We start from the raw sequence: 22,020 nt of genomic DNA on the forward strand, positions 1-22,020 counted from the left end.
CTTGCAACCGTAAAACGATGCGTCATTAGCCAGAGCTGGCATCTATGATAGATAGGTACAAGATTAATGGAGGATTGCACGTGAGCCCACGCACCAAGTCTTTTGCAGACAAGCTGACAGCCAGGAACGAAAAGGCTCGCCAGCTAAAGAAGTTGAAGTTTAAAAAGCCTCAGGGTACGCGCATCATCGCAGTTGCTAACCAGAAGGGCGGCGTAGGTAAAACCACCTCCGTCGTGAACCTAGCAGCCGCGTTAGCCGACAATGGTCTAGAGGTGCTGGTTATCGACTCTGACCCCCAGGGGAATGCCTCCACGGCCCTGGGTGCACCCCACGGCATTGGTACCGCCGACACTTACACGGTACTGCTAGGTGAAACCAGCATTGAAGAGGCAGTAGTTACGAACCCCGAATTCCCATCGCTGAAGGTGGTTCCGGCAACGATCGATCTTGCCGGTGCGGAAATGGAACTGCCCGATGCCGAGCGCAGAGAATTCCTGCTACGGGATGCGCTGGAGGTGTACGTCGAAAAGTACCATCCACACTACGTATTTATTGACTGCCCGCCCTCGCTCGGACTACTTACCTTGAATGCCTGCGTAGCGGCAGAGGAAGTATTGATCCCTATGCAGGCGGAGTACTACGCCCTCGAAGGCCTATCCCAGCTACAGCGTTCTATCAACGGTATTAGTGAAGCGTTTAACGAGAAGCTTCACATTTCGACCATCTTGATGACGATGCTGGATCGCCGCACTCGTCTGGGTAAGGACGTGGAAAGGGAAGTGCGCGAGCACTTTGCTGATCAGGTGCTGCAGACTTCAATCCCAAGGAACGTTACGGTTTCGGAGGCGCCCAGCTATTCGCAGACAGTTATTAGCTACGACCGTAAGGGCATGGGGGCGTTGGCCTACAAGGAAGCCGCTTACGAACTTAACAAGAGGAGCTTCGAGTGAACGCACGTCGTGCAGGCGGGCTCGGCCGAGGGTTGGGTGCCCTAATCCCGTCGGAGCAGCGCGAACCTGCTACCAAAAAGGGGAAGCCTGTTGATATTTTCTTCCCAGATTCCGGAAGTCACCCAAGCGGTGGGTCGGCCTCGGATCTGCTGACACCTCGCAAGCGGGAAAAGAAAAGCGGGAAAAAGGCCCATGCTGCGCGCAAGGTAGAAACCAAGGTAACTGAGCCGCAGAAGAATGTTTCACGTGAAACAAATCTGGTGAAGGTACCGGGTGCTTCCTTTGGCGAGGTAGCTATTGCCGACATTATTCCGAATACGAAGCAGCCCAGGCAGAACTTCGATCAGCAGGAGCTTGAAGAGTTAGCGGCGTCCATCGGCGAGGTAGGAGTACTGCAACCGATCGTGGTGCGACCGTTGCACCAGCTTGGCCCCAAGGGGGAACACTACGAGCTGATCATGGGCGAGCGCCGGTGGCGGGCCTCGAAACAGGCGGGGAAAGTAACTATTCCGGCCATTGTGCGCAAGACCGAAGAGCAAGACCTGCTGCGCGATGCGTTGCTGGAAAACTTACACAGGTCTAATTTGAATCCGCTGGAAGAGGCTGCGGCCTACCAGCAGCTAATGGACGATTTCAAGTGCACGCAGTCCGAGCTGGCGGTGAGGATCAAGCGCTCCCGTCCGCAGATTGCAAACACTGTTCGATTGCTGAAGCTTCCGGCTCCCGTACAACGACGCGTTGCAGCCGGCGTACTGTCCGCCGGGCACGCTCGTGCCCTTCTGAGTCTTTCCGAACCGGAGGACATGGAGCGCTTCGCGACACGTATTGTGGCCGAAGGTTGGTCGGTGCGATCGACAGAGGAACAGATCGCGCTATTCCTCAGCTCGGAGCCAACGACCCCAAGCAGGAAGGTTGCCAGGAGCACGACTGCTATCAGTGCGGCGGAACAGTCCTTCCAAGATAACCTTGGCAACAAGCTGGATACCCGGGTTATCGTCAAGCCGGGTAAGAAAAAGGGAAAGATCGTCATCGAATATGCCGATGCGGAGGACTTCCAGCGCATTGCTGGATTGCTGAAGTAATCGCGCTAGATATGCGGTTGCTCTTCCGCAGCAATTGTTTCACGTGAAACAAAGTGGCGGCTACCTGATTGGTAGCCGCCACTCTTGGTTAACTATGCAGTTCTAATCTGCTACGTCGGTAACTTCGCGAGAGCCCTGCTGGTAGGCCCTATTAACTAGGTCCTGCAGAATCTGCTGGAAACTGGATCCCTCTGCTGCTTCTGCTGCCTGGGGGAAGAGGGAAGTGTCCGTCATGCCGGGTGCAACGTTAGCATCGATAAACCAGGGGGTGCCTTGTTCGTTCAGGATGACGTCGATGCGGCTCAGGTGGGACAGTTCCAATACGCGATGGCAGCCAAGTGCTAGATCGCGGACAGCTTCCAGCGCTTCCTGGTCCAGCTCTGCGGGAACAGTGAAGGCGGAGCGGCCGACCTCGTATCGAGCATCGTAATCGTACCGCCCCTCTTCTGGCATGATCTCGACAACTGGAAGAGCCACCGGGCCGTCCTCGGAATCGATTATCGAGACTGCCAGCTCCCGACCTGAAACGTATTGCTCTACCAGCACCTCTTCGTCGTAGGAGAAAGCTGAAATCATAGCGCGCGCTAGATCCGCCCGATCGTTCACGTAGGTTACCCCGAGGGCGGATCCGCCGGAAGCGGGCTTTACCATCATGGGCAGACCGAGCTTGTTTTCTAGCAGATCCAGGATCTGATCGGAGTCGAGCTGCCTAAAAACTTCCTGCGGCAGCGACACAGCCGGGGGAGTAGTAAGGCCGTTCTTGGCCACGACGGATTTGGCTACCGGTTTAGCCGAAGAGAGCTTGCAGGCCTGTGGGCCGGATCCAACAAAGGGGAAACCAGCTAGCTTCAGCAGCGCCTGCAGTGTTCCGTCCTCGCCGAAAGAGCCGTGTACCAGCGGAAATACTACATCGGGCTGCAACTTATTTAGGTTCTCTAAAAGGTGGGGACCAAATTCCACCAGGTGGGCGTCATAGCCGGCTCGAACTAGCCGATTGGTTACGCGGGTGCCCGACGCAAGGGAAACTTCCCGCTCTTGAGTGATTCCGCCGGCAACCACGGCGACGGACTTAGGGAGCTCCTGAGGCGTAGGAGCCTGTTCTTCATTAACCATTGTTAGTCCTCCTTAGCCTTTGGGCCACCGAACAACTTCAGTAGCTCCAGTTCGTGATCCATTACAACGGAAAGCCTCCGTACGCCCTCGCGAATTTGTTCGGGCTCGGGGTAGCAGTACGAAAGTCGAATATTGCGGCGCCCAGAGCCGTTGGCAAAGAACGCGGTGCCGGGAGTGTAAGCGACCAGTTCAGTCACGGCGCGAGGCAGCATGTCCTTGGTATCGATGCCCTCGGGCACAGTTAGCCAGGTGTAGAAACCGCCCTGCGGCTTTGTCCATGTGCAGTAAGGCAGGAATTCTTCGAGCGCCGAAAGCATTGCGTTGCAACGTTCCTCGTACATGGCTCGGAAGACCTTGACCTGGGAATACCAGTCGTAATCGCGCAGGTAGCCGCTGATTGCCATCTGCCCAACCATCGAAGGCGAGAGCACTGCCGATTCAGAGGCAAGAACCAGCTTCTGTCGGATAGCCGGAGGAGCAGTGGCCCAGCCAATTCGGAAGCCGGGGGCAAACATCTTCGAGAAGGAACCTAGATAGACCACCGAATCGGGATCGTAGGAATGTAGCGAAGGGATCGGGTCAGAATGGAACCCGAGCAGACCATATGGATTATCTTCCAAGATGAGCACGTGATGCTTGCGGCAAATCTCTGCTACCCGAGGGCGTCGCTCAGCTGAGAGGGTCACCCCGGCCGGGTTGTGATAATTCGGGACCGTATAAAACATCTTCGCAGGTGTGCCGGCCTTTTCTAGCTGCGTAAGGATTTCGTCCAGCGCCTCGGGGATAACACCGTCGTCATCGAGTGGGACGTGTCGCACGTCGGCTCTGTAGGCCTCGAATACACCTAGCGCACCAACGTAAGAGGGAGACTCGGCCACAATTACGTCGCCTGGATCAATAAAGATCTGAGTGACGTAGTCCAGGGCCTGTTGAGAGCCCGTAGTAATAACGATGTTGTCGGGGTTCGGGGCGTAACCGTCGTAAGTCATAACCTGGCTTATTTGTTCGCGCAGTTCCGGGTACCCTTGACCGCCGCCATACTGCATAGCCTGGGCGCCGTGCCTAGCAATTAGTTGCTTGGCCGATTCAGCCAGTCGGTCGAGCGGAAGATCCTTGATATTGGGCATTCCGCCGGCAAGGGAAACTACCTCGGGACGTGACACAACCGAAAATAGTGCCCTAATCTCGCTTTGGCGAAGATTGCGAGCCTTTTCGGAATAGATATCGTCCCATTGGTCCAGGTTAGACGCTTTAGAACCGTGCGCCTTCTTAGCGGTCACATGTGCCTCCTCTATTGGCAACTATGCAATCTATAGTGCCACTATTTTCTAAAAGTTTGCCATACAGAGGATCAACATTACCGAATGTTTATGTAGGGTTGGGTCGACTAGGCTTGTGTTGTGCGAACTTTGTCGAAACCACCTCTGCTACCTAATGTGCTAGCGGCAGTGTTAGTGCCGTTGCTGCTCACGGACGCTGTCCTGGGAGCTGCTCCTTACCTGCAGGCTGTCCTGTCAGGGCAGGCTGCACCAAGGCGGACTTTGCTGCTACCGCTAGTGCTTGTAGCCGTAGCCGCACTTTGCTCCTTGGCGTCTCGACTTGGGGGAGGCAAAGCAGCCGGGCGGCTCGAGGGCGACTTGCGATCGCGCATATTAAATAAGGTATATGCAGTCGGTCCGGTAGGAGCGCCCTCGGCAGGGCGGATTACTGCCATTGCTACCGGAATCGTAGAGCGGGTAGCCGGCGCCAAAACTAAAGTCTTGCCGGAACTGTTGGCCATGCTCTACTCCCCGTTCTGTGTAAGCGTCGTTTGGGCGCTATGGGGGATGTGGAAGTCAGCTCTGACGCTGAGCGCCACCTCGGGGCTGGCTTACGTTCTGGTTCGCTTTTTTCTGAAGAAGATTCGCAAGTCCTCGGTGGCGAATAGACGCGCCGAAGCCCGTCTCAGCGAATCATACCTGCAGTCGCTGCGAGCTCTTGGAGCGGCTTCCTATTTGAATGGGCAGGACTTCCTGACTGAGCGTGTTGAGGAATCAGCAGAAGTGCAAAGACGGCGAACCATGTCCCTCTTAGCAGTGAACCAGTCGGTGTTGTTCGTGATCCATATGGCCGCCTTTGCGGTTGCCTTCACCGCTTCTGCTCTTGTCTTGAGCGTAGAAGCACCCTACTCCGGGATGGCCGTGGCAGCGTGCGCCAGTTTGGTAATCGCGTTGCGTCCAGTAGACCGCGCAGGACTCTACTTTGTTTCGGCAATGGGAGGGCGGGGTGCCCAGAGGGCGCTGAGCGGATTTGAGCATTCGCTGAAGAGGCTAAAACCGGCCGCGTATGGGCAGCCCGACTCTCTGAATCTAGTTGACTTAATTGACGTCACGGCGGGATGTGAGCAGGACAAGCCGGTTTTACAGAATTTCTCCTTGAGCATTCGAAAAGGGGAGCATGTTGCTCTAGTTGGGGCAACCGGGGTAGGGAAAAGCACTGTAGCTGGAGTGTTGGAAGGTTTCGTTCCGGTGTCTTCCGGACAGGTGGCAGTTGACGGAGTTGACTTAGAAGCTCTGTATCCAGCCGCTTCCGTAGTGGCGTATGTGCCCCAAAATCCCTACTTGCTGGGCGACACAGTAAGGCAGTGCTTCGGCAGTAGAACGGACACCGCAATTTGGCAGGCGCTTGAAGACGCACAAATTGGAAGCTGGCTCCGTGCAAATGGAGGTTTAGATTTACCTCTTGTAGAAGGCGGAAAGAACCTCTCTGGCGGGCAGCGGGCCAGAATCGCCATCGCGATCGCGTTGGCGAGCGACAAGGAGCTGTTACTTCTGGATGAGCCCACCGCCTCAATCGACGAGCAGAGCCAGAAACTCATCTTGAAGATGCTGACAGAGCAGACAGGGAAAAGAACGATCTTACACATAGCACATCGCGCCGAAGCGATTGCGGCAGCGCAGCGAGTAGTAAGGGTTGAGGCACGATGAAACGATCCGTAACAAGACGACTGCTTCGAGAGGCGAAAGGAACTCGCCGCCCCCTGATTGTGTCGGCGCTAGCAAGAATCGTCGGTGCGTGCGCGCGGATGGCGATCTTCGCCCTCGGCTTCGCGCTAGTCGGCTGTGCCGTTGCCGGGAAAGCCCCACGCCTACAGCTGGGAGTCGCTCTGGTTATTGCCGGCCTTGTGAGGGCGGGGTGCTCCTACCTAGAGCATTACTCGGGGCACCTGGTTGCCTTCACCATGCTGGCCGGACTGCGGGTGCGGCTGTATACGGCTCTGGTGAAGAGGGCGCCGGCGAGCATTAGCGAAATGGACGTTGCAGACGTGCTGCCCGCGGCTGTGCGAGACATCGATCGGGTCGAGGCTTTCTATGCTCACACGATCGTGCCTCGGATAGCGGCGGTAGTGGTGCCGGTGCTTGCGGGAGCAGCGGTAACGCAGTTGACGGGGTTTACTGCCGGACTGATTTTGTGTGTCGGTCTATGGGCTAGCGCCTTTGCGCTTACGGCCCTAACCGAGGGCCAGATAGCTAGGGCTAAACAGGGTGAACTTGAGGTGCGAAGTAAGCTGTCTAGGGAGCTAACCCGCAGTCGCATCGCACTGGCAGAACTGCTGTCGAATCAGAAGCAGGATGAGGCGTTAACTAGAGTCGCCAACTATGGGGAGCAGATAGGCCGAGCACTCGAGAAGGCTGAGCGGTGGAAAGGTGTGCGCGGGGCGGTAGGGCTGTGCTGGGATGCGTTTCTTCTAATTACCGTGGCCGGCATGGTTGCTTCAATGCAGCAAAGCCTGCCGCAAACTTTGGCAGCCCTGGGAGTTGTGGTTGGTTCGCTAGCTAGCGCTACCGCGTTGCGCGAAGCTGGGGAAGGCCGAGTCGCTGCGAAGGAATCCGCACGCAGACTCTTTGCGATGATCGACAATGCTGGCGAGCAGCTCGACGGAGACGACTGGCAGGTCGGGGTAGCGCCGCAGATCGTGTTCGATCAGGTCTACTTCAAGTATCCGAAGACCGAACGCGGCCTGGAAGGATTGACGCTGACGCTGCACCCTGGGCAGTACACCTGCCTGTCCGGTCCTTCGGGGTCGGGGAAATCCACTATCGGCGCATTGCTGGCCCGCGCCTGGGATCCGGATAAGGGCGGAATCATAGTTGACGGGGTTTACCTAAACCGGATATCGCCGCAGGCGGTGCGCCAACGGATTTGCGTAATCAGTCAGGACGGCAGCCTGATTGATGGCACGGTCGCCGATAACCTGAAACTTGGCAAGGAGGTGCCAGGAGACGCACTCGAAAAAGTATTGAAGGTAGTTGCGCTGGAAGAAGACGTAGCCGCCCTCGGGGGACTGCAGGCCCACCTTCGCCCAAACCAGTTGTCTGGGGGGCAGAAGCAGAGACTGCTACTGGCACGAGGGCTCCTAATGAACGCGGACGCCTACGTGCTGGACGAAGTCACTTCACACCTGGACGAAGCCACCCTGCAGACAGTCAGAGCGAATCTGCGCGACGCATTGCAGCAAAAGACGGTGCTAGAAATAACGCATCGCGTGGATACTACGGTGCGTCACGTAGAACTCGAAGAAGGAGCACTCAAGGCATAAAGAAAGGGGCAGGCACACGGCCTGCCCCTACAGAAAAAGTATTGCTACTTAGTGACCTCATCGAGGGCCGCGAGCAGATCCTTCTTCGGACGCGAACCCACCAGGGTCCGCACCAAGTCCTCGTCCTTGAAAATTGCGAACGTAGGAATCGATACGACGCCATACTTAGCTGCGGTAGCCGGGTTCTTATCAATATCCAGCTTTGCAATAACCACGTCGTCGCGTTCGGTAGCAATTTCGTCCACAACCGGACCCATCTGCCGGCACGGTCCACACCAGGTGGCCCAGAAATCAACCAGCACGGGCTTGTCAGACTTGATTACTTTGTCGATGAAATCGTGATCGGTTACTTCAACAGTTGCCATATCTACTTCCTAAAGTTGCTCCAGATAGTGTTCTACGTCCAGGGCTGCCCTACAGCCAGAACCGGCAGCAGTTACCGCCTGCTGGTAACGGGGGTCAGCAACGTCGCCGCAAGCAAAAACGCCTGGAATGTTGGTGGCCTGCGAGGGCGAAGCAACATTAATGTAGCCCTCCTGACCTAGCTCCAATTGCCCCTCGACCAGTTCGGTGCGCGGGATCTGGCCAATCGCCACGAAGATGCCTGCAGCTTCCAGCTCAGAATCTTCGCCAGTTTCGCGGTTGTGCAGCGTCACGGAGGTGGCTCCCTGCTGGCCGTTCACCTGGGTCACCACGCTGTTCCACACGAAGTTAATCTTGTCGTTGGCCTTGGCCCGATCCTGCATGGCCTGGGAGGCGCGCAGCTGATCGCGGCGGTGAACGACGGTCACTGACGAACCGAACTTCGCCAGGAAGGTTGCCTCTTCCATGGCGGAGTCGCCGCCCCCCACAACGACGATCGGCTTGTCCTTGAAGAAGAACCCGTCACAAGTAGCGCAGTAGCTAACGCCGCGGCCAGAAAATTCCTCTTCGCCGGGCACGCCCAACTTGCGGTATTCAGAGCCGGTAGAAACGATGACGGTCTTAGCCAAGTATTCGCCCTCGTTGGTGACGACTTTCTTGACGTCGCCGCTCAGCACTAGCTCCTCGGCGTCCTCAAGACGAATGTCAGCGCCGAAGCGTTCCGCCTGGACACGCATCTGCTCCATCAGATCCGGCCCAAGGATGCCATCTTGGAAACCGGGGTAGTTTTCCACATCAGTGGTCTGCATGAGGGCGCCACCAGCGGTGACGGAACCAGCGATCATGACGGGGTTCAGCCCCGCGCGAGCCGTGTAAATGGCCGCCGTGTACCCGGCCGGGCCGGAGCCCACAATGATTACGTCGTGGACAGTTTCTGCCATGCGTACTCCTTATTTAGCGTGCGTCCTTGTAACAAGCTTGGTAGGGCGCAATATTCCTATTTGACTGTGATTTCGCTAATAACTGCGCGGTTTCGCCCCTCGCCGTCACGGGACAGCTCGGAAATCCAAAGCACAAGCGAGTCAGCTTCCACCGGTTTCTTTAGCTTCAACGTGGTGGTGGGTTGGGTGAATTCGCCAGTGGCCAGCGCCTCGCCCTCGTGCGGCTTGTCAGCCGAAGTAGAGCGCAGTTCGATGGTGCCTCCGGTAGCGGGAGTGGCCACGGTGACCTCGCTGACCTTCGCCTTGTCCTTCAGCAAGATCGAGACGCCGATGCCCGACTTAAAGCCGAACTTCGGATTCTGGTAGTAGCGCGACATCCATACGGACTGCGGGTCGCCGTCCACCATCTTGTCCTGATCTTCAGGGTGTTCATTTTGGTCGCCCTCGGGATCGAGGGACGCCACTGCGGCAATCTCGGGCTTCTTCGCAGCGGGCGCTGCGGGCTTCTTGGTGGCCCCACCTTCCTGGGATTGGGAGGCGGAAGTCTTAGGCGCGGCTTCCTTTGCCGAGGGCGAGGACAGCAGCGGCGGCACCACCAGGATGAGTCCGAGCAGGAGGGCGACGCCCGCGCCGGCAGCCGCACCAATCATGGTGCGACGGACGGGATTGATGAGCGGAGAATCGTCCTCTTCGTCACGACGCTGCACCTTCGGGGCCATTCGTGGCGGCACGGGCTTCGGAGCGGCGCCAAACATGGGCAGTTGCCGGGTACTAGTGTCCGAATTGGCGGGCTCTTGGCCCATCAGGATGGCTTCGAAGGAAGCGGTATTGGCCTCAATGTCCTTCTCGGCATCAGCGGCCGGCGGAATGATTGCGTTCTTGGTGCCAACCAGGGGAACGCCGCTCACCTTGCGCGGGGAGGCGTTCTGGGTGACATGGACGGTCTCCTCGCCCTCAGTTTCGCCGCCTTCGGCTTCCTGGTCTGCTGCCTTCGAGGGCGAAGCCTCGTTGGCAGCCTCTTCGGCACCCTCGTCCTGTTGCGGCTGCGCCTGGGAGGCGGTAACCGCCGAGCTTCCATTCTGCGCCCCAGCAGTGGCAGATTCCGAATCCTGCTTTTCCGGTGCGCTAGTTAGCGCCGTTGACCCGGCCTGCGCCTTAGTGTCGCCCTCGCCCGGCGGGGGCGGAGGGAAAGAACCTTCCTGGTCCTGCTCCTGCGAAGGCGAGGCGGGAGTCTGGCTCTGAGAGGCCTTTCCGAGCAGCGCCGACTTTAGTGAATCCCAGCGCTGTGGCGACAGTGACGCCATAGCTTCGGGGGCATTGGAAGCGGGGTGAGCGTCTTCCTGGTCCGCCGCTTCTTCTGCCTCGGACTCGCCGAGTTGGTCTTGTTCCTGTGCGGCAGATTCGCCGTGTTCCTCTTGTGCTTCGGCTTCGCCCTCGCCCGGCGGGGGCGGAGGGAAAGAAGCGGCCCCGGCAGCGGCAGCGGTACTACCCTGCTGTGCAGGAGCGGGCACCGGAGGTTCGTCCTGCGTCGCGGTGGCGGCAAGGGACGTTTGTGCTTCGGGCGCCTGTTCGGCTGTTGCTGCAGGCAGAAGAACAAAGTGGGCGTCTCGGCCCGAAATGATGGGTTCTTCGTGATCTTCGGTAGCCACGGCTTCCTCCGGCTTAGATGTCATGTCTTCTAGTTTCTCACTATTTTCGGCCTTCGCGCCATTAGCAGACCGACCCAGATGCAGCCGTGCAGCAAGGGGGCCAGAAATGATCTTGATTCCTTCGCTGCGCAGCAGGAACAGGCCAGCCAGGTAGATGCCTAGCATGACGAAGCCGACGATGGCGACGCGTGCCAGTGCTCCGGCAAAACGCGCGCTCGTGGACGAATCCGCGCTGCCCGACATGGCGCCCATGAAATGCAGGATTACCCAGCCGACCAGTACGGCCGGAGCAATAGCGCCCAGGTACTTGGCGTATTCGCGAATGACTGCGCCGGGGTTAGCTCCGGGTAGGCGCCGGTCTACCACGATGCAGCCGACGACGGCGGCGAAGATCCACCCGCAGAGTTCGCCGGCGGCCGCGCCCTGCACCCAGTGGGTTGGGTTCAGTAGGAAGTAGGAGCTGCCGGCAACAACCGCAACGACGATCGCCATGGGCGCCTGTACGAAGAAGGAAGTCTTGGTGTCTTCCTGGCTCAGTAGCAGTGACTGCGAGGTCGACCAGATTGCTAGGAAGGGAATGTTGAACGCCATGACGGCCACGACGCCCGCGTATCCGCTGATGGCGGCCGCATCGAAGCGGGGCATGATTACCTGCATTACCGGTACTGCTGCCAGTGCGAGGGCGGCGGCACAGAACACGGTAACGGAACCTATGCCGATGATGGTTTGGTTGTAAGTACGTCGTGCCCCGGCTAGGTCGCCTGTGGCCATCATCTGCGACATCTTCGTGAAGAGGGCTGTAATAAGCGAGACGACAACGAGCGCGATGGGGATCTGGTAGATCATGAACGCGGTGTTGTAGGCGGTGGTGGAGGCTACGAATTCGCCGGTCTTTGCGGCAACTCCGTTGCCTGCGGCGGCCACGTTGGAGACCACCAGGTAGGATCCCTGTCCGGCCATTAGTGCGGCGAAGGCCCAGAATGCGGTCTTGGAAACCTGGCCGAGCCCGTGGCCGCGGAAGCCCCAGACGGGGCGGAGCCTAAAGCCGGTGCGGTAGAGCGGTGGCAGCAAGATCAGTGCTTGCGCCACGATGCCTAGGGTGGTGATGCCGCCTAGCAGTGCGATTGCCTGAGAAGACCAGAGGGAGGGGTCTGTTGCCCAATCCTTGTCGCCCATGACCCACAAGAACACGCCCATGCCCGAGATGCCGACAACGTTGTTGACCACGGGCGACCACATGTATGGGCCGAATTTGCCCATCGCGTTTAGTAGCTGTCCCCAGAGGGCGTACATGCCGTAGAAGAAGACTTGCGGCAGGCACCAGAAGGCGAAGGCCACGGCGATCTTGTACCAGTCGTGGGCGAACTTGTAGGCGTACAGCTTTACCAGGAAGGGTGCGGCAGCAACGGCGACTACGGTGATCAGCGCCAAGCCGACGGTGAAGAAGGTGAGGAGCCGGTTGATGTACTCTTCGGCCTCGTCCCCGCCCTTGGAGAGGGCGCGCACGATCTGCGGTACCAGCACCGCTGACAGTACCGAGGAGGCAATCAGGTTGTAGACGGTGTTTGGTAGCGTGTTCGCAGCCTGGAAGGCGTCGTTAGCGCCCACTTCACCAATGATTGCTATCAGTAGGGCAGCGCGAATGAACCCGAGCACCCTGGATACGGCTGTTCCGGCAGCCATAATCCCGGTGGCGCGGGCAACGTTAATTTTTGCTAGGCCTACTTTTCGGCTCTTGCGACTCATGGAAGTTCCTCAACTGGCATCTTGCGCCCTCGACGGAATGTTCTGATAAGGCCAAACACGAAGACAGCCACAGCTATGGCTGCTGCACCCCAGATTGCCTTGTCTTCGAGGCCCGGGCGAACCCGGATGTGGAGCGGATTGGCTTGGGAAATGACTTGTCCGGTGTTTGTGGCAATGCCTACTCGCACCTGGATGTTGCCGTTACCTACGGCTTTTAGGGGAATGTTTGCGGTTGCCGCGGAACGGGCTGGCACCTGCACGTTTTGCGGTTCGCCTACCTGTAGGCGGGGGTCGGATGTGCGGGCGCGCGCCTGCACGTTCACGGGTATGGCGAGGCCGTTTGAGATGCGCACGGGGAGCATCGCTTCCGTAGAGATCAGGTTGATCGTGGAGGAAGGCTGAGCGGCGATGGCGCTGCGCAGGGCGCGCGAATCTGCGTCCAAATTTCTAAGCGCCTGGGCGCGGAGGTTTTGCGGCAGAGTGTTGCCTGCCGCCAGCAGTAGTTGCGATTGCAGCGCGTAGGTTATCCGCTCGGGATCCTTGCCCACCAGGGATAACAGGTCGGTCGTGGTAGAGACGTGGGAGATTGTCTTGGTGGCGGACAGGCCCTGGGAGGCGTTGCTGTCTACGGGCAGGAATTCGTCTGCTCGCGCCGATTCGGAAAGGGCTTCGTCTAGGGTGATCGGGTCGGTCCAGGCGGACGTGTAGAGGGCGCGTGCCCGCTTTACCTGCGCCGCGTTGGCATTGGCGGGTAGTTCCGCACTGATGATGCGCGGGTCGAAGGGCCGCTCGTGATCCATGATGGCAACGGCCGACAGTGCCAGCTGGGAAAGGTCGAATTCGGTGACGGAGCCGGAAGCGGAAGCGGACAGGATCCTAGAAAGTACCTGTGAATTCAGGATCGTGGGGTGATTGCCCTGGGCGTATAGGGTCGTGCGCGCCGAGGGCGTGTAAGAAAGGTTCGAGGTCGTTTCCGCCGCTTTTTGCGGGGCAATTATGGGCCAGTCTTCGGGCACTTCCTCTAGTTGAGAAATGGCGGGGGCCTGGCTGAAAGCGGCAAAGTTAGACGTTGTTTGCACGCCGCGTTTTGCCAGTGCGCGGGCGGTTTCCGTAGTGCGCTTATCCGCTATGAGTGAGAGCTCCCGGGTGGCTCCTGTAGGGCGGGCCTGCGGAAATCCCCAGGGAGTCAGTAGGATCTTGCCGCCCTTTTTCGTAATCGCTTTTAGGGCTGCCAGTGCGCTCGCGGAGGGAATGGGAGCCTTTGTAGGCTGGTCCAGCCCAACTGTTTTGCCGCGGACGATTGGAGAGCCGGAATCTATGACAGCAGGGTCAATTAAGTAAACTACTCCAGGGCGGGCCTCTTTGGCCAGGACCTGCAGTTTCTTAATCGAGGGCGTGTCCGCAACGGTGACGCCCGTGGACAAGTATTCGCCCTCGGCCTGTTCGGTTTTGGCCAGTCCGGAAGCTGGCCCAATGGCCGTTTTCCCTATGGAAGCAGAGCCGGTAGCAGCCCGCACCTCGTCGCGCAGCCCCCGCACTGGCACTTGCAGTAGTAACTTGGTGTGCTCAACCTGGAACGGCGCCCCTACCAATAGAATCGAGCGATCGGATGCCTGCCCCACCGTGGCCGTAATTCCTCTTGGCCCCCACTGTTCGGTAAGAGCGGGAATCGAGTCAGATTCGAAGGTGGCATCCACGCCGACTTTGCCGTGGGCTGGAACCGTGGGCACTGCCCCGGACCACACCGCGGTCCACTTCTGATTGTCTTCGGCCCCGTGCAACCAGTCGCACAGCTCGTTGGCGTCAAGGGTGGACGCGTTAGACACGTCGATGTTGGCATTCAACCCGGTTAGAGGCTTGGCGGTAGGATTATGCACTTCCAAGTGGGCTTTTACCTGCTTGGTTTGCGGGTTCAGGGTAGAAGTGAGGGCGGTGATGGTTACCGTCGGTGCGTCCTCGGCGTGGGCCAATGGCGGAAGTGAACATACGAACAAGGCCACGGCCAACGCACACAACAAGATTTGTTTGCGCATCACTACCTAACCTGTAAAAGTTCACGTGCCTTATGCGCGACTCGGCGCTCATTTGAATAGGCCAGCAGTGTAAGGGAAGTGTCCAGTGGAATCCAAGCCGCATCCAGTGCTTCGTGATCAGGATCGCCATCGACGGTTAGTTCCCCGCCCACTGCTTCCAGCAGGAAATGGTGAACTACCTTGTGGATCCTGTTGTGCGGCGAGGTGAAGGTGTAGTCGATTGAAGCTAGGTGAGCTAGTACCCGCCCGTCGATGCCGGTTTCTTCCCATACTTCGCGCTCGGCGGTCTGGGCGGCGGTTTCGGTGCCTTCGATATGCCCTTTGGGTAGGCACCATTCGATGCGGCGGAATCTGTTTTCGCGGGCAATTAGCGCCACATATGGGCGGTGGTTAACCACGTCAACCACAACTCCGCCGGCCGAAGTCTCTTCGACCAGGGGCAGCGCGCGACGGCGCCGCCGGCGCACCCGGGCGGTGCGCGAATAAGTTCGTGAGCTGTGGGCAGACATACTCACAATGGTATTGCCTACCGAGGAAATCAGTGGAAACAAATGGGCAAATGAGCAAAAATCACACTGGTTGATTTGCGGATTTTCCCGCTTTGGCGCCCTTTGCCGGGACTTCGCCCGTGGCGCAATTGGACACTAGGTGAGCAACATCGCCGGGTAGGCTGTGTCTCAGTTGAAGGCGGCCCCATAGGATAGCGCCCGGAGGAAAAATGCTACAAACTTTTACTACCGCTGCGGCGGGACTATCAACTGGCCTGATCGATTACTTACGCGATCCGGAGGAATTGCTGCTAGCCCTAGGGCCGTACGTGCTGATCGGAGTAGCAGTTATCGTCTTTATTGAATCGGGGTTATTGTTCCCGTTCCTGCCGGGTGATTCTTTGTTGTTTACCGCCGGGCTGTTGCATTCCCAGCTGGGCCTCAACTTCTGGCTACTCATCTCCGTAGTGATCGTGGCTGCTGTCGGTGGCGACCAGGCAGGCTATTGGATTGGCCGCGAATTTGGCCGAAAGCTATTCAAACCTAATGCGCGGGTGTTGAAGACCGAGTATTTGGAAGAGGCCGAAGCATTCTTTGACAAGTGGGGCGGCCCCGCGCTGACCCTGGGTCGTTTCGTACCCATTGTGCGCACTTTTATTCCCGTTACTGCGGGGATGGCGCGGATGCACTACCCGCACTTCTTCCGGTGGAACGTTATAGGTGGCATCGCTTGGGGCGGTGGCATGTGCATTTTGGGCGTGTGGCTGGGGCAGATCCCGGCGGTGCGCAACAACATCGAGATCATGGCCGTGCTGGTCGTACTGATTTCGGTGGTGCCGATTATTATCGGTTTCTTGCGTAAGAGGGCGCAGAAGAAGTCGGCTCAGTAGCAGGCGTCAATTCGGTATAACCGGGGTCCTTCGCCCGAGGGCGCCGACGCGGCTTTCCACACTAGGGTCATCCGATTTATGGGCACCCGGTCTAGGCGGGCGCCTTTCTTGGAGTGTTTTGCTCCGTGGGTGGCGCCTGAGGCGGTGCGGTCCGTGTCCCGGTAGTAGTACTTGATGTGCCGCTCGCGCAGGAACTTGCACGATTCGGCGTCCATCTTGCGAAGGTGCCGGAACAGTTCGAATTCTGTTTGGCCAATGGAGTAGGCCTGCCGGTAGTAGGAGTTCACGTTGGCCAGGGCGTACCCGTAGCCGAGCCCGGAGTCGGGGATAGAGATGATCACGTCGTCACGGGTGATCCTCTTTATTTGCGGGAACGAGGCCATTTCGGTGCGGGTTGCGAAGGTGCCCCAGCCGATCCGCATTGGATCGTAGGAAAGTGACACGAGTTCGGCGCGGTCTCCCGCCCTCGAGAAGGGGGTGAGGGCGACGCAGAAGATAGCTAGGCTCAGCATCATCTTGCTGGCGGCACCGCGATGGCCGGCCCAGGTGGCTATGGCGTAGATTCCGATAGCGGCGGTGGCTACTAGCGCTATGGAGAAGGCTACTTGCAAGCGTTCTGGTTGCATATACCAGGGCGAGGTGAGCCGGCGAAGAGGCCCGGTGCCCTGTGAACACAGGAAGTAGAAACCGCAGGTCAGGGCTGCAGAGACAACGATCCAGTGGTTGATTCGGTTTACTACGAGCCACGTGCAGCCGATCAGGGCAAGCGCAATAGTGACGGAATAGAGGGACGCGCCTCCGATCGCCCGGCGCATCGTTGGCCAGTCAGAGACAAGCGAGAGGAGAAGCTTGGTTGCGGGGGTTGCTTCGCGGTAGTAGCTGACCACCCGGAACATGGGGCCGACGAAGGCGGCAAGGCCGGCAATTAGGATTCCAGCAAGCCCTGCCCAGATCAACCTGTACTGGCCGGGCGAGAAAACGTTCTTGCGTCTGCGTAGAAGCGGAAGCGCCTTGCCAAAGATGAGCGGTAGCGCGAGCAGGATCAGCGAAAAGCCGCCGATGGGGTGCGAGATGAACACGCCCATGCATCCAAGCACCGCCATTACGCGGAATCCCCAGTGCGTGCCGCGGGTGGCTGCAATGTTGAGCGCGCCCAGTGCTCCCGGAATGGCGGTCATGGCGGCCAGGTAGGGGAGGGTGGAAAGCACGGTGGCCAATTGGGTTAGGCATAGTGATCCGGCCGCTAGTAGCGGTGTTAGGACGATCGTTAGTTGCTTGGCGGGCGTGTGCGCCGAATAGGTGAGTAGCGAGTGAGTTAGCCCGGTCAAGGTGATCACGCCCAGCGCTACCAGCGCCGCGGCGGATGCGGAAATAGCCAGACCCAATGGGGTTGACTTGGTTGTCGCTATCGTGACGAGGGCGTGGTACAGGGTCGGGTAGAAATTGACCTTGCCGTCTAGGCTGATTGGTTTCAATCCGCCCAGCGGGGAGGCGTTGCCGTGCAGTTCTATGACCTTCAGGGCGTTCAGGTGGAACATGCCGTCCCAGAACTGCGACGGGTCGGTGGGTCTGGCTAAGCCGCGGCTGAATTGGGAGAGCACGAGGCCCACCGCCAAAACACTTGTGATTGGCAGAGCGATTTTGGCCGGCTTGGGCAAGGCTTCACTGTCGCGTGCGTGAGCCGTAGGAATTGACCTTTTGCCGTATCTGCGCACCAGCTGCCTGGCAGTGAAGAGCACTAGGAGTTGGGCAAGGATCAAGCCCAGCGCGGTAAGCGTGCCCCAGCGTATATGCAACCAGCCGGCCACCATTGAGGCGGCGCCAACCATGCCGAAAGTAAGGGAGGGCGCAGCGGCGATGGCCTGTAAGCCGTGTACGCGGAAGACCCGGGCAAGGATGTAGCCGGGTGCAAGCGCAATGAAGAAGATGAGTAGGGCGAAGAAAGCCCACCCGGCATCCGGTGCATAACTCATGCGCCTATTGTAAATGCCGGGCGGGCCTGCTTACTTCGCGCTGCGCAGGCGAAGCGAGTTAGAAACGACGATCACAGAAGAGCACGCCATTGCCGCGCCAGCAATCATGGGATTCAGCAGGCCAAAGATGGCCAGTGGGATTGCCGCGACGTTGTAAGCGAAGGCCCAGAATAGGTTCTGCTTGATGATGCGCAGGGTGGCTCGCGAGATGCGGATCGATTGAGCGGCGGCCAGCAGGTCGGAGCGCACCAGCGTGATGTCCGAGGCCGCAATGGCAGCGTCGGTGCCCGAGCCCATGGCCATCCCTAGTCCCTGCGTGGACGCTTGGGCGAGGGCGGCAGCGTCGTTGACTCCGTCGCCTACCATTGCCACCGTGCGGCCGCGGCTCTGCAACTTTTCTACGTGTGCCTGCTTGTCCTGCGGCTGCACGCCGGCGATCACCGTGGCGATGCCGACTTGCTGCGCGGCGTGGGAGGCTGCGCGTTCGTTGTCGCCTGTCAGCAGGATCGGTTCTATGCCCAGGTCGCGGATTTGCTGCAGCGCCTCTTTGGAAGAGGGCCGCATTTCGTCGCGCAGCACTATGACCCCTACGGCCTGCGCGCCCGCAACTGCCTGGGCGGATACGGTGGTTGCCGTCTTGGCGGTGGGCTGGGTGGTCTCGCCGCCGCGCCTGGAAGTCAGAGTAGCGGTGTATCCGGCTTTTTCGACCGCTGCCAGCAGGTCTTCAGTTACCACTTCGGGGGCCGCTTCGATGTGAGCTGATTCGGTAGCCAGGTTTACCGTGGCGGTGGCGCCAGGTACTTTGTTGAGCTTTTTTTGCACCCTGTTCACACAGGCCGCGCAGGACATGCCCGACACGGCTAGTTCGATCTGGGACAGATCGTCGTCTTCGGCTTTAGCCACGGATGTGTGTTCTTCGAGGGCGTCCGCGCTCCCTTCGCGGGTGGCGACCATGATGGCGGTGGCCCCGGTGGCTTCGGCGGCTGTAAAGTCTGCCTGCAGCTGGGATGGTATGCGCGCTCCTAGCTCTTGCAGCCAGGAGGGCTTGCCCGCGGCGATGATTTGGCCGTCTACCTGGCTGATTACGCCATTGCCGGCAACGGAGGTGAATCCTTCTGCTCTTCCCAGATTGTTCGGCGCGGCGGCCACAATGGCGCGGGCTACGGGGTGTTCGGATCCGGCCTCGGCGGCGGCGCCCAAAGCTAGCACTTGGTGTGGGGCGGAACCTAGCACGTCCTCTACGTGCATTTTGCCGCGCGTGATGGTGCCGGTCTTGTCGAGCACCATCGTGTCGACGGTGCGCGTGGATTCTAGAATCTCGGGGCCCTTGATCACGATGCCGAGCTTTGCGGCCCGCCCCGAACCTACTAACAGGGCGGTGGGCGTGGCCAGCCCCAACGCGCATGGGCAGGCGATCACAAGTACTGACACTGCCGCGGTGAAGGCGGCGCCCACATTGCCGGTAACCAGTAGCCACCCGATCAGGGTCAGGGCGGAAATGCCGAGTACCGTGGGTACGAATACTGAGGAAATCTTGTCTGCCAGTCGCTGTACCGGGGCTTTGCCGGCCTGCGCCTGGGTGACTAGGCGGGCGATCTGGGACAGGGTGGTGTCCTCGCCGACGCGGGTTGCCTGCACGGTCAGGGCTCCGGAGGTGTTGATGGTTGCCCCGGTAACCGCGTCTCCCGGCTCCACATCAACCGGAACGGATTCGCCGGTCAAAAGGGATGCGTCAATGGCGCTTTGCCCATCTTGGACGATGCCGTCAGTGGCCACTTTTTCGCCTGGGCGCACCAGGAACAGGTCGCCCTCGGAAAGGGTGGAGGCGGGCACCTGCTTGGTAGTGCGTGCCCCTGAATCGGAAATAGAGATCAGGGTGGCTTCTTTGGCTCCCATCGTCAGGATGGAGCGCAGCGCGTCGCCCGCGTTGTGGCGCGCCCTCGCTTCTGCCCAGCGGCCACCTAGCAGAAATGTGGTGACCATGGTGGCTGCCTCAAAGTAAAGGTGCATGGCGCCGTGGGCGTTGCGGGGTAGCAACGTCATGTCCATCTTCATGCCAATGTGGCCTGCGCCCCCAAAGAAGAGGGCGAATAGCGACCAGCCGGTGGCGGCAATGACGCCTAGGGAAACTAGGGTGTCCATTGTGGAGGCGCCGTGGCGGGCAGCTCTGAATGCTGCCTTGTGGAAGGGCCAGGCACACCAGGTAACTACGGGGGCGGCGAGTGCGGTTACGACCCACTGCCAGCCCGGAAATTGCAGGGCCGGAACCATGGAAAGCGCCATTACGGGGATGGCGAATATCAGTGCTACGAAGAAGCGGCGCTTCATCATTGCGGCTCTGCTGGCCTGTCCGTCGGCGCCCTCGGCTGAGGGGCTACTAGAGGCCGACTTTGCGAGGGATTCTGGTATATTTTCGTGCAGAGACATGTGAACTCCTAAGACTCATGGCTCGGGTCCCGGCGGGCAGGCCGGGACCATTTTTGTTTGTGGGTCTTAGTGAATGTCGTCGATGCCTTCAAGCTCGTAGCCGGCTTCGTCGATGGCTTCGCGTAGGGAATCCTCGCTTAGTACCGCGTCGGAGGTGACGGTCACGATCGAGGTGCCTTCCGGATTCAGTTCTACGTCCACGGCGTTGACACCCTGGATCTTAGTAACCTCTTCCTGCACGTGCTTTACGCAGTGTTCGCAGGTCATTCCCTTAACTTTGAGTTTGGTTGTCTGCATTGACATTCCTTCCTAAGTTATTTGCAAATGTCTTCGGCTAACTCGCGGGCGTAACCGGTGTACGTAGACGGGCTTAGCTGCAGTAGCCGCGCTTCGACTTCCTGCGGCATTCCCAGTGTTTTGATGAATGCGCGCATTTCGGATTCTGTCACCTTGTGACCGCGAGTCAACTCTTTTAACCGCTCGTAGGGGTTTTCCATTCCCGATGCGCCGGAAATTGAGGCGGCTCTCATACTTTGCTGTATGGCTTCGCCCAGTACTTCCCAGTTGTTGTCGAGGTCGGCCGCCATAGTTTCTGCGGAAACGTCTAGTCCGGCTAGGCCTCGGCTTAGGTTGTCGAGGGCGAGCAGCGAGTGGCCGAGTGCTACGCCAATGTTGCGTTGGGTGGTGGAGTCGGTCAGGTCGCGCTGCATGCGCGAGGTGACCAGGGTGGCCCCGAGCGAATCTAGGAGGGCGGCGCTGATTTCCAGATTGGCTTCGGAGTTTTCGAAGCGGATCGGGTTTACCTTGTGCGGCATGGTGGAGGAGCCGGTGGAGCCCTGGGCGGCCAGGTTCTGGTGGAAGTAGCCCATGGAAATGTAGGTCCACACGTCGGTGGCCAGGTTGTGCAGGATGCGGCCGGCGCGGGCAACGTCGGCGAATAGTTCTGCGTCCCAGTCGTGGCTTTCAATCTGGGTGGTGATTGGGTTGTAGGTGAGCCCCAGGTGCTCGACGAAGCCCTTGGCTGCTGCCGGCCAGTCCACTTCGGGCACCGAAATGCGGTGTGCCGCCCAGGTGCCCGTGGCGCCGTTGATTTTGCCCAGGTATTCCTGTTTTTCAATGCGGCTTAGCTGGCGGGAAATGCGGTGAACGAACACGGCTAGTTCCTTGCCTAGGGTTACCGGGGTGGCCGGCTGGCCGTGAGTGTGTGCCAGCATGGGCACGTCCGCTGCCTGTAGAGCCATCTGCTTTAGCTGTTCCACCAGCTTTTGCGCGGCGGGCAACCACACCCGCTGGATGGCGGCGCGAATGGTCAGGGCGTAGGAAAGGTTGTTTACGTCCTCGGAAGTGCAGAAGATGTGCACAATTTCGTGCATCTTGTCCAAGCTGGTTTCGCCCAGGACCTGCGGTGCCTTGTCCAGGCGGTCCTTCAGTAGGTATTCGACGGCTTTTACGTCATGCTTGGTAACGTTTTCGGTTTCCTTTAGCTCGGCAACGGTGTCCGAGTCGAAGTCGGTGACAACCGCGCGCAGGTAGTCGCGTTCGGCCTCGGTAAGTTTGGGGGCGCCCGGCAAGAAACCGTTGTCGGTCAGGTAGATCAGCCATTCGACCTCTACGTGTACGCGCGCCCGGTTTAGGGCTGCTTCAGAGAGGAAATTTACGAGCGGAGCCGTCGCCTTGCGATAGCGTCCGTCTAGGGGGCCGAGCGCAATCTGTGGGGTAGCGGTGGACAGGTCTTTGCCTTCGGGAAGGTCGAAAGTAGGTTCAGAGGTGTTCATAGCAAAAACTT

At 59.2% G+C, this 22,020-nt stretch carries 16 protein-coding genes; 5 read left to right on the forward strand and 11 right to left on the reverse strand.

Annotated elements, in window-relative coordinates; all coding sequences use genetic code 11:
• Positions 1-44: 44 nt before the first annotated feature.
• Together QP400_RS01975 and QP400_RS01980 are read left to right on the forward strand one after the other, a co-directional pair.
• A complete protein-coding gene (locus QP400_RS01975) occupies positions 45-950 on the forward strand; it encodes a ParA family protein (RefSeq protein ID WP_048706434.1) in 906 nt (301 codons plus the stop codon).
• Complete coding sequence (locus QP400_RS01980) at positions 947-2,032, forward strand: ParB/RepB/Spo0J family partition protein (RefSeq protein WP_048706438.1); 1,086 nt, start codon at positions 947-949, stop codon at positions 2,030-2,032. Before QP400_RS01975 ends, QP400_RS01980 begins: the two co-directional genes overlap by 4 nt.
• Before the next feature lie 102 nt (positions 2,033-2,134).
• Here the strand turns inward: QP400_RS01980 and QP400_RS01985 are convergent, their stop codons facing one another.
• Together QP400_RS01985 and QP400_RS01990 are read right to left on the reverse strand one after the other, a co-directional pair.
• Complete coding sequence (locus QP400_RS01985) at positions 2,135-3,145, reverse strand: D-alanine--D-alanine ligase family protein (RefSeq protein WP_048706441.1); 1,011 nt, start codon at positions 3,143-3,145, stop codon at positions 2,135-2,137.
• A 2-nt stretch (positions 3,146-3,147) separates the two neighbouring features.
• Positions 3,148-4,425 (reverse strand): aminotransferase-like domain-containing protein, encoded by a 1,278-nt coding sequence (locus QP400_RS01990; protein ID WP_101485856.1) that lies wholly within the window; start codon positions 4,423-4,425, stop codon positions 3,148-3,150.
• Between the two features lie 120 nt (positions 4,426-4,545).
• Here QP400_RS01990 and QP400_RS01995 point away from each other — a divergent pair, with 120 nt between their 5' ends.
• Positions 4,546-6,111: an ATP-binding cassette domain-containing protein gene (locus tag QP400_RS01995; protein ID WP_285445035.1), complete on the forward strand. Its 1,566-nt coding sequence runs from the start codon at positions 4,546-4,548 to the stop codon at positions 6,109-6,111.
• A complete protein-coding gene (locus QP400_RS02000) occupies positions 6,108-7,724 on the forward strand; it encodes an amino acid ABC transporter ATP-binding/permease protein (RefSeq protein WP_285445036.1) in 1,617 nt (538 codons plus the stop codon). The genes QP400_RS01995 and QP400_RS02000 overlap by 4 nt, the downstream gene beginning before the upstream one ends.
• Before the next feature lie 44 nt (positions 7,725-7,768).
• Here the strand turns inward: QP400_RS02000 and trxA are convergent, their stop codons facing one another.
• From trxA to QP400_RS02025, 5 genes are read right to left on the reverse strand one after another with little or no spacing between them, the layout of a single operon-like run.
• Positions 7,769-8,089 (reverse strand): thioredoxin, encoded by a 321-nt coding sequence (gene trxA, locus QP400_RS02005; protein ID WP_285445037.1) that lies wholly within the window; start codon positions 8,087-8,089, stop codon positions 7,769-7,771.
• Between the two features lie 9 nt (positions 8,090-8,098).
• Positions 8,099-9,028, reverse strand: a complete 930-nt coding sequence (trxB, locus tag QP400_RS02010) for a thioredoxin-disulfide reductase (protein WP_285445038.1) — start codon at positions 9,026-9,028, stop codon at positions 8,099-8,101.
• 56 nt (positions 9,029-9,084) lie between these two features.
• Entirely contained in the window at positions 9,085-12,423 is a 3,339-nt protein-coding gene (locus QP400_RS02015) for a lipid II flippase MurJ (protein ID WP_285462476.1), read from the reverse strand.
• Positions 12,420-14,456, reverse strand: a complete 2,037-nt coding sequence (locus QP400_RS02020) for a DUF6049 family protein (RefSeq protein WP_101485854.1) — start codon at positions 14,454-14,456, stop codon at positions 12,420-12,422. The genes QP400_RS02015 and QP400_RS02020 overlap by 4 nt, the downstream gene beginning before the upstream one ends.
• A gap of 2 nt (positions 14,457-14,458) precedes the next feature.
• Complete coding sequence (locus tag QP400_RS02025; protein WP_101485853.1) at positions 14,459-14,965, reverse strand: NUDIX hydrolase; 507 nt, start codon at positions 14,963-14,965, stop codon at positions 14,459-14,461.
• Positions 14,966-15,174: 209 nt separating this feature from the next.
• Between QP400_RS02025 and QP400_RS02030 the strand changes: the two genes are divergently transcribed.
• Complete coding sequence (locus QP400_RS02030) at positions 15,175-15,834, forward strand: DedA family protein (RefSeq protein WP_004807864.1); 660 nt, start codon at positions 15,175-15,177, stop codon at positions 15,832-15,834.
• On the opposite strand, the gene QP400_RS02035 is transcribed toward QP400_RS02030, so the two are convergent.
• From QP400_RS02035 to purB, 4 genes are all read right to left on the reverse strand, one after another.
• On the reverse strand, positions 15,828-17,807 hold the full coding sequence (locus tag QP400_RS02035; protein ID WP_004807866.1) for a DUF6541 family protein: 1,980 nt from the start codon (positions 17,805-17,807) through the stop codon (positions 15,828-15,830). The two genes, QP400_RS02030 and QP400_RS02035, sit on opposite strands and share 7 nt — an antisense overlap.
• A gap of 30 nt (positions 17,808-17,837) precedes the next feature.
• Positions 17,838-20,234, reverse strand: coding sequence for a heavy metal translocating P-type ATPase (locus QP400_RS02040; RefSeq protein ID WP_004807868.1), 2,397 nt, complete (start codon positions 20,232-20,234; stop codon positions 17,838-17,840).
• 66 nt (positions 20,235-20,300) lie between these two features.
• On the reverse strand, positions 20,301-20,531 hold the full coding sequence (locus tag QP400_RS02045) for a heavy-metal-associated domain-containing protein (RefSeq protein ID WP_004807870.1): 231 nt from the start codon (positions 20,529-20,531) through the stop codon (positions 20,301-20,303).
• A gap of 17 nt (positions 20,532-20,548) precedes the next feature.
• Positions 20,549-22,009 (reverse strand): adenylosuccinate lyase, encoded by a 1,461-nt coding sequence (gene purB, locus QP400_RS02050; protein ID WP_004807871.1) that lies wholly within the window; start codon positions 22,007-22,009, stop codon positions 20,549-20,551.
• Positions 22,010-22,020 lie beyond the last annotated feature (11 nt).

This window comes from Winkia sp. UMB3158, assembly GCF_030217145.1.
Taxonomy (GTDB): domain Bacteria; phylum Actinomycetota; class Actinomycetes; order Actinomycetales; family Actinomycetaceae; genus Winkia; species Winkia anitrata.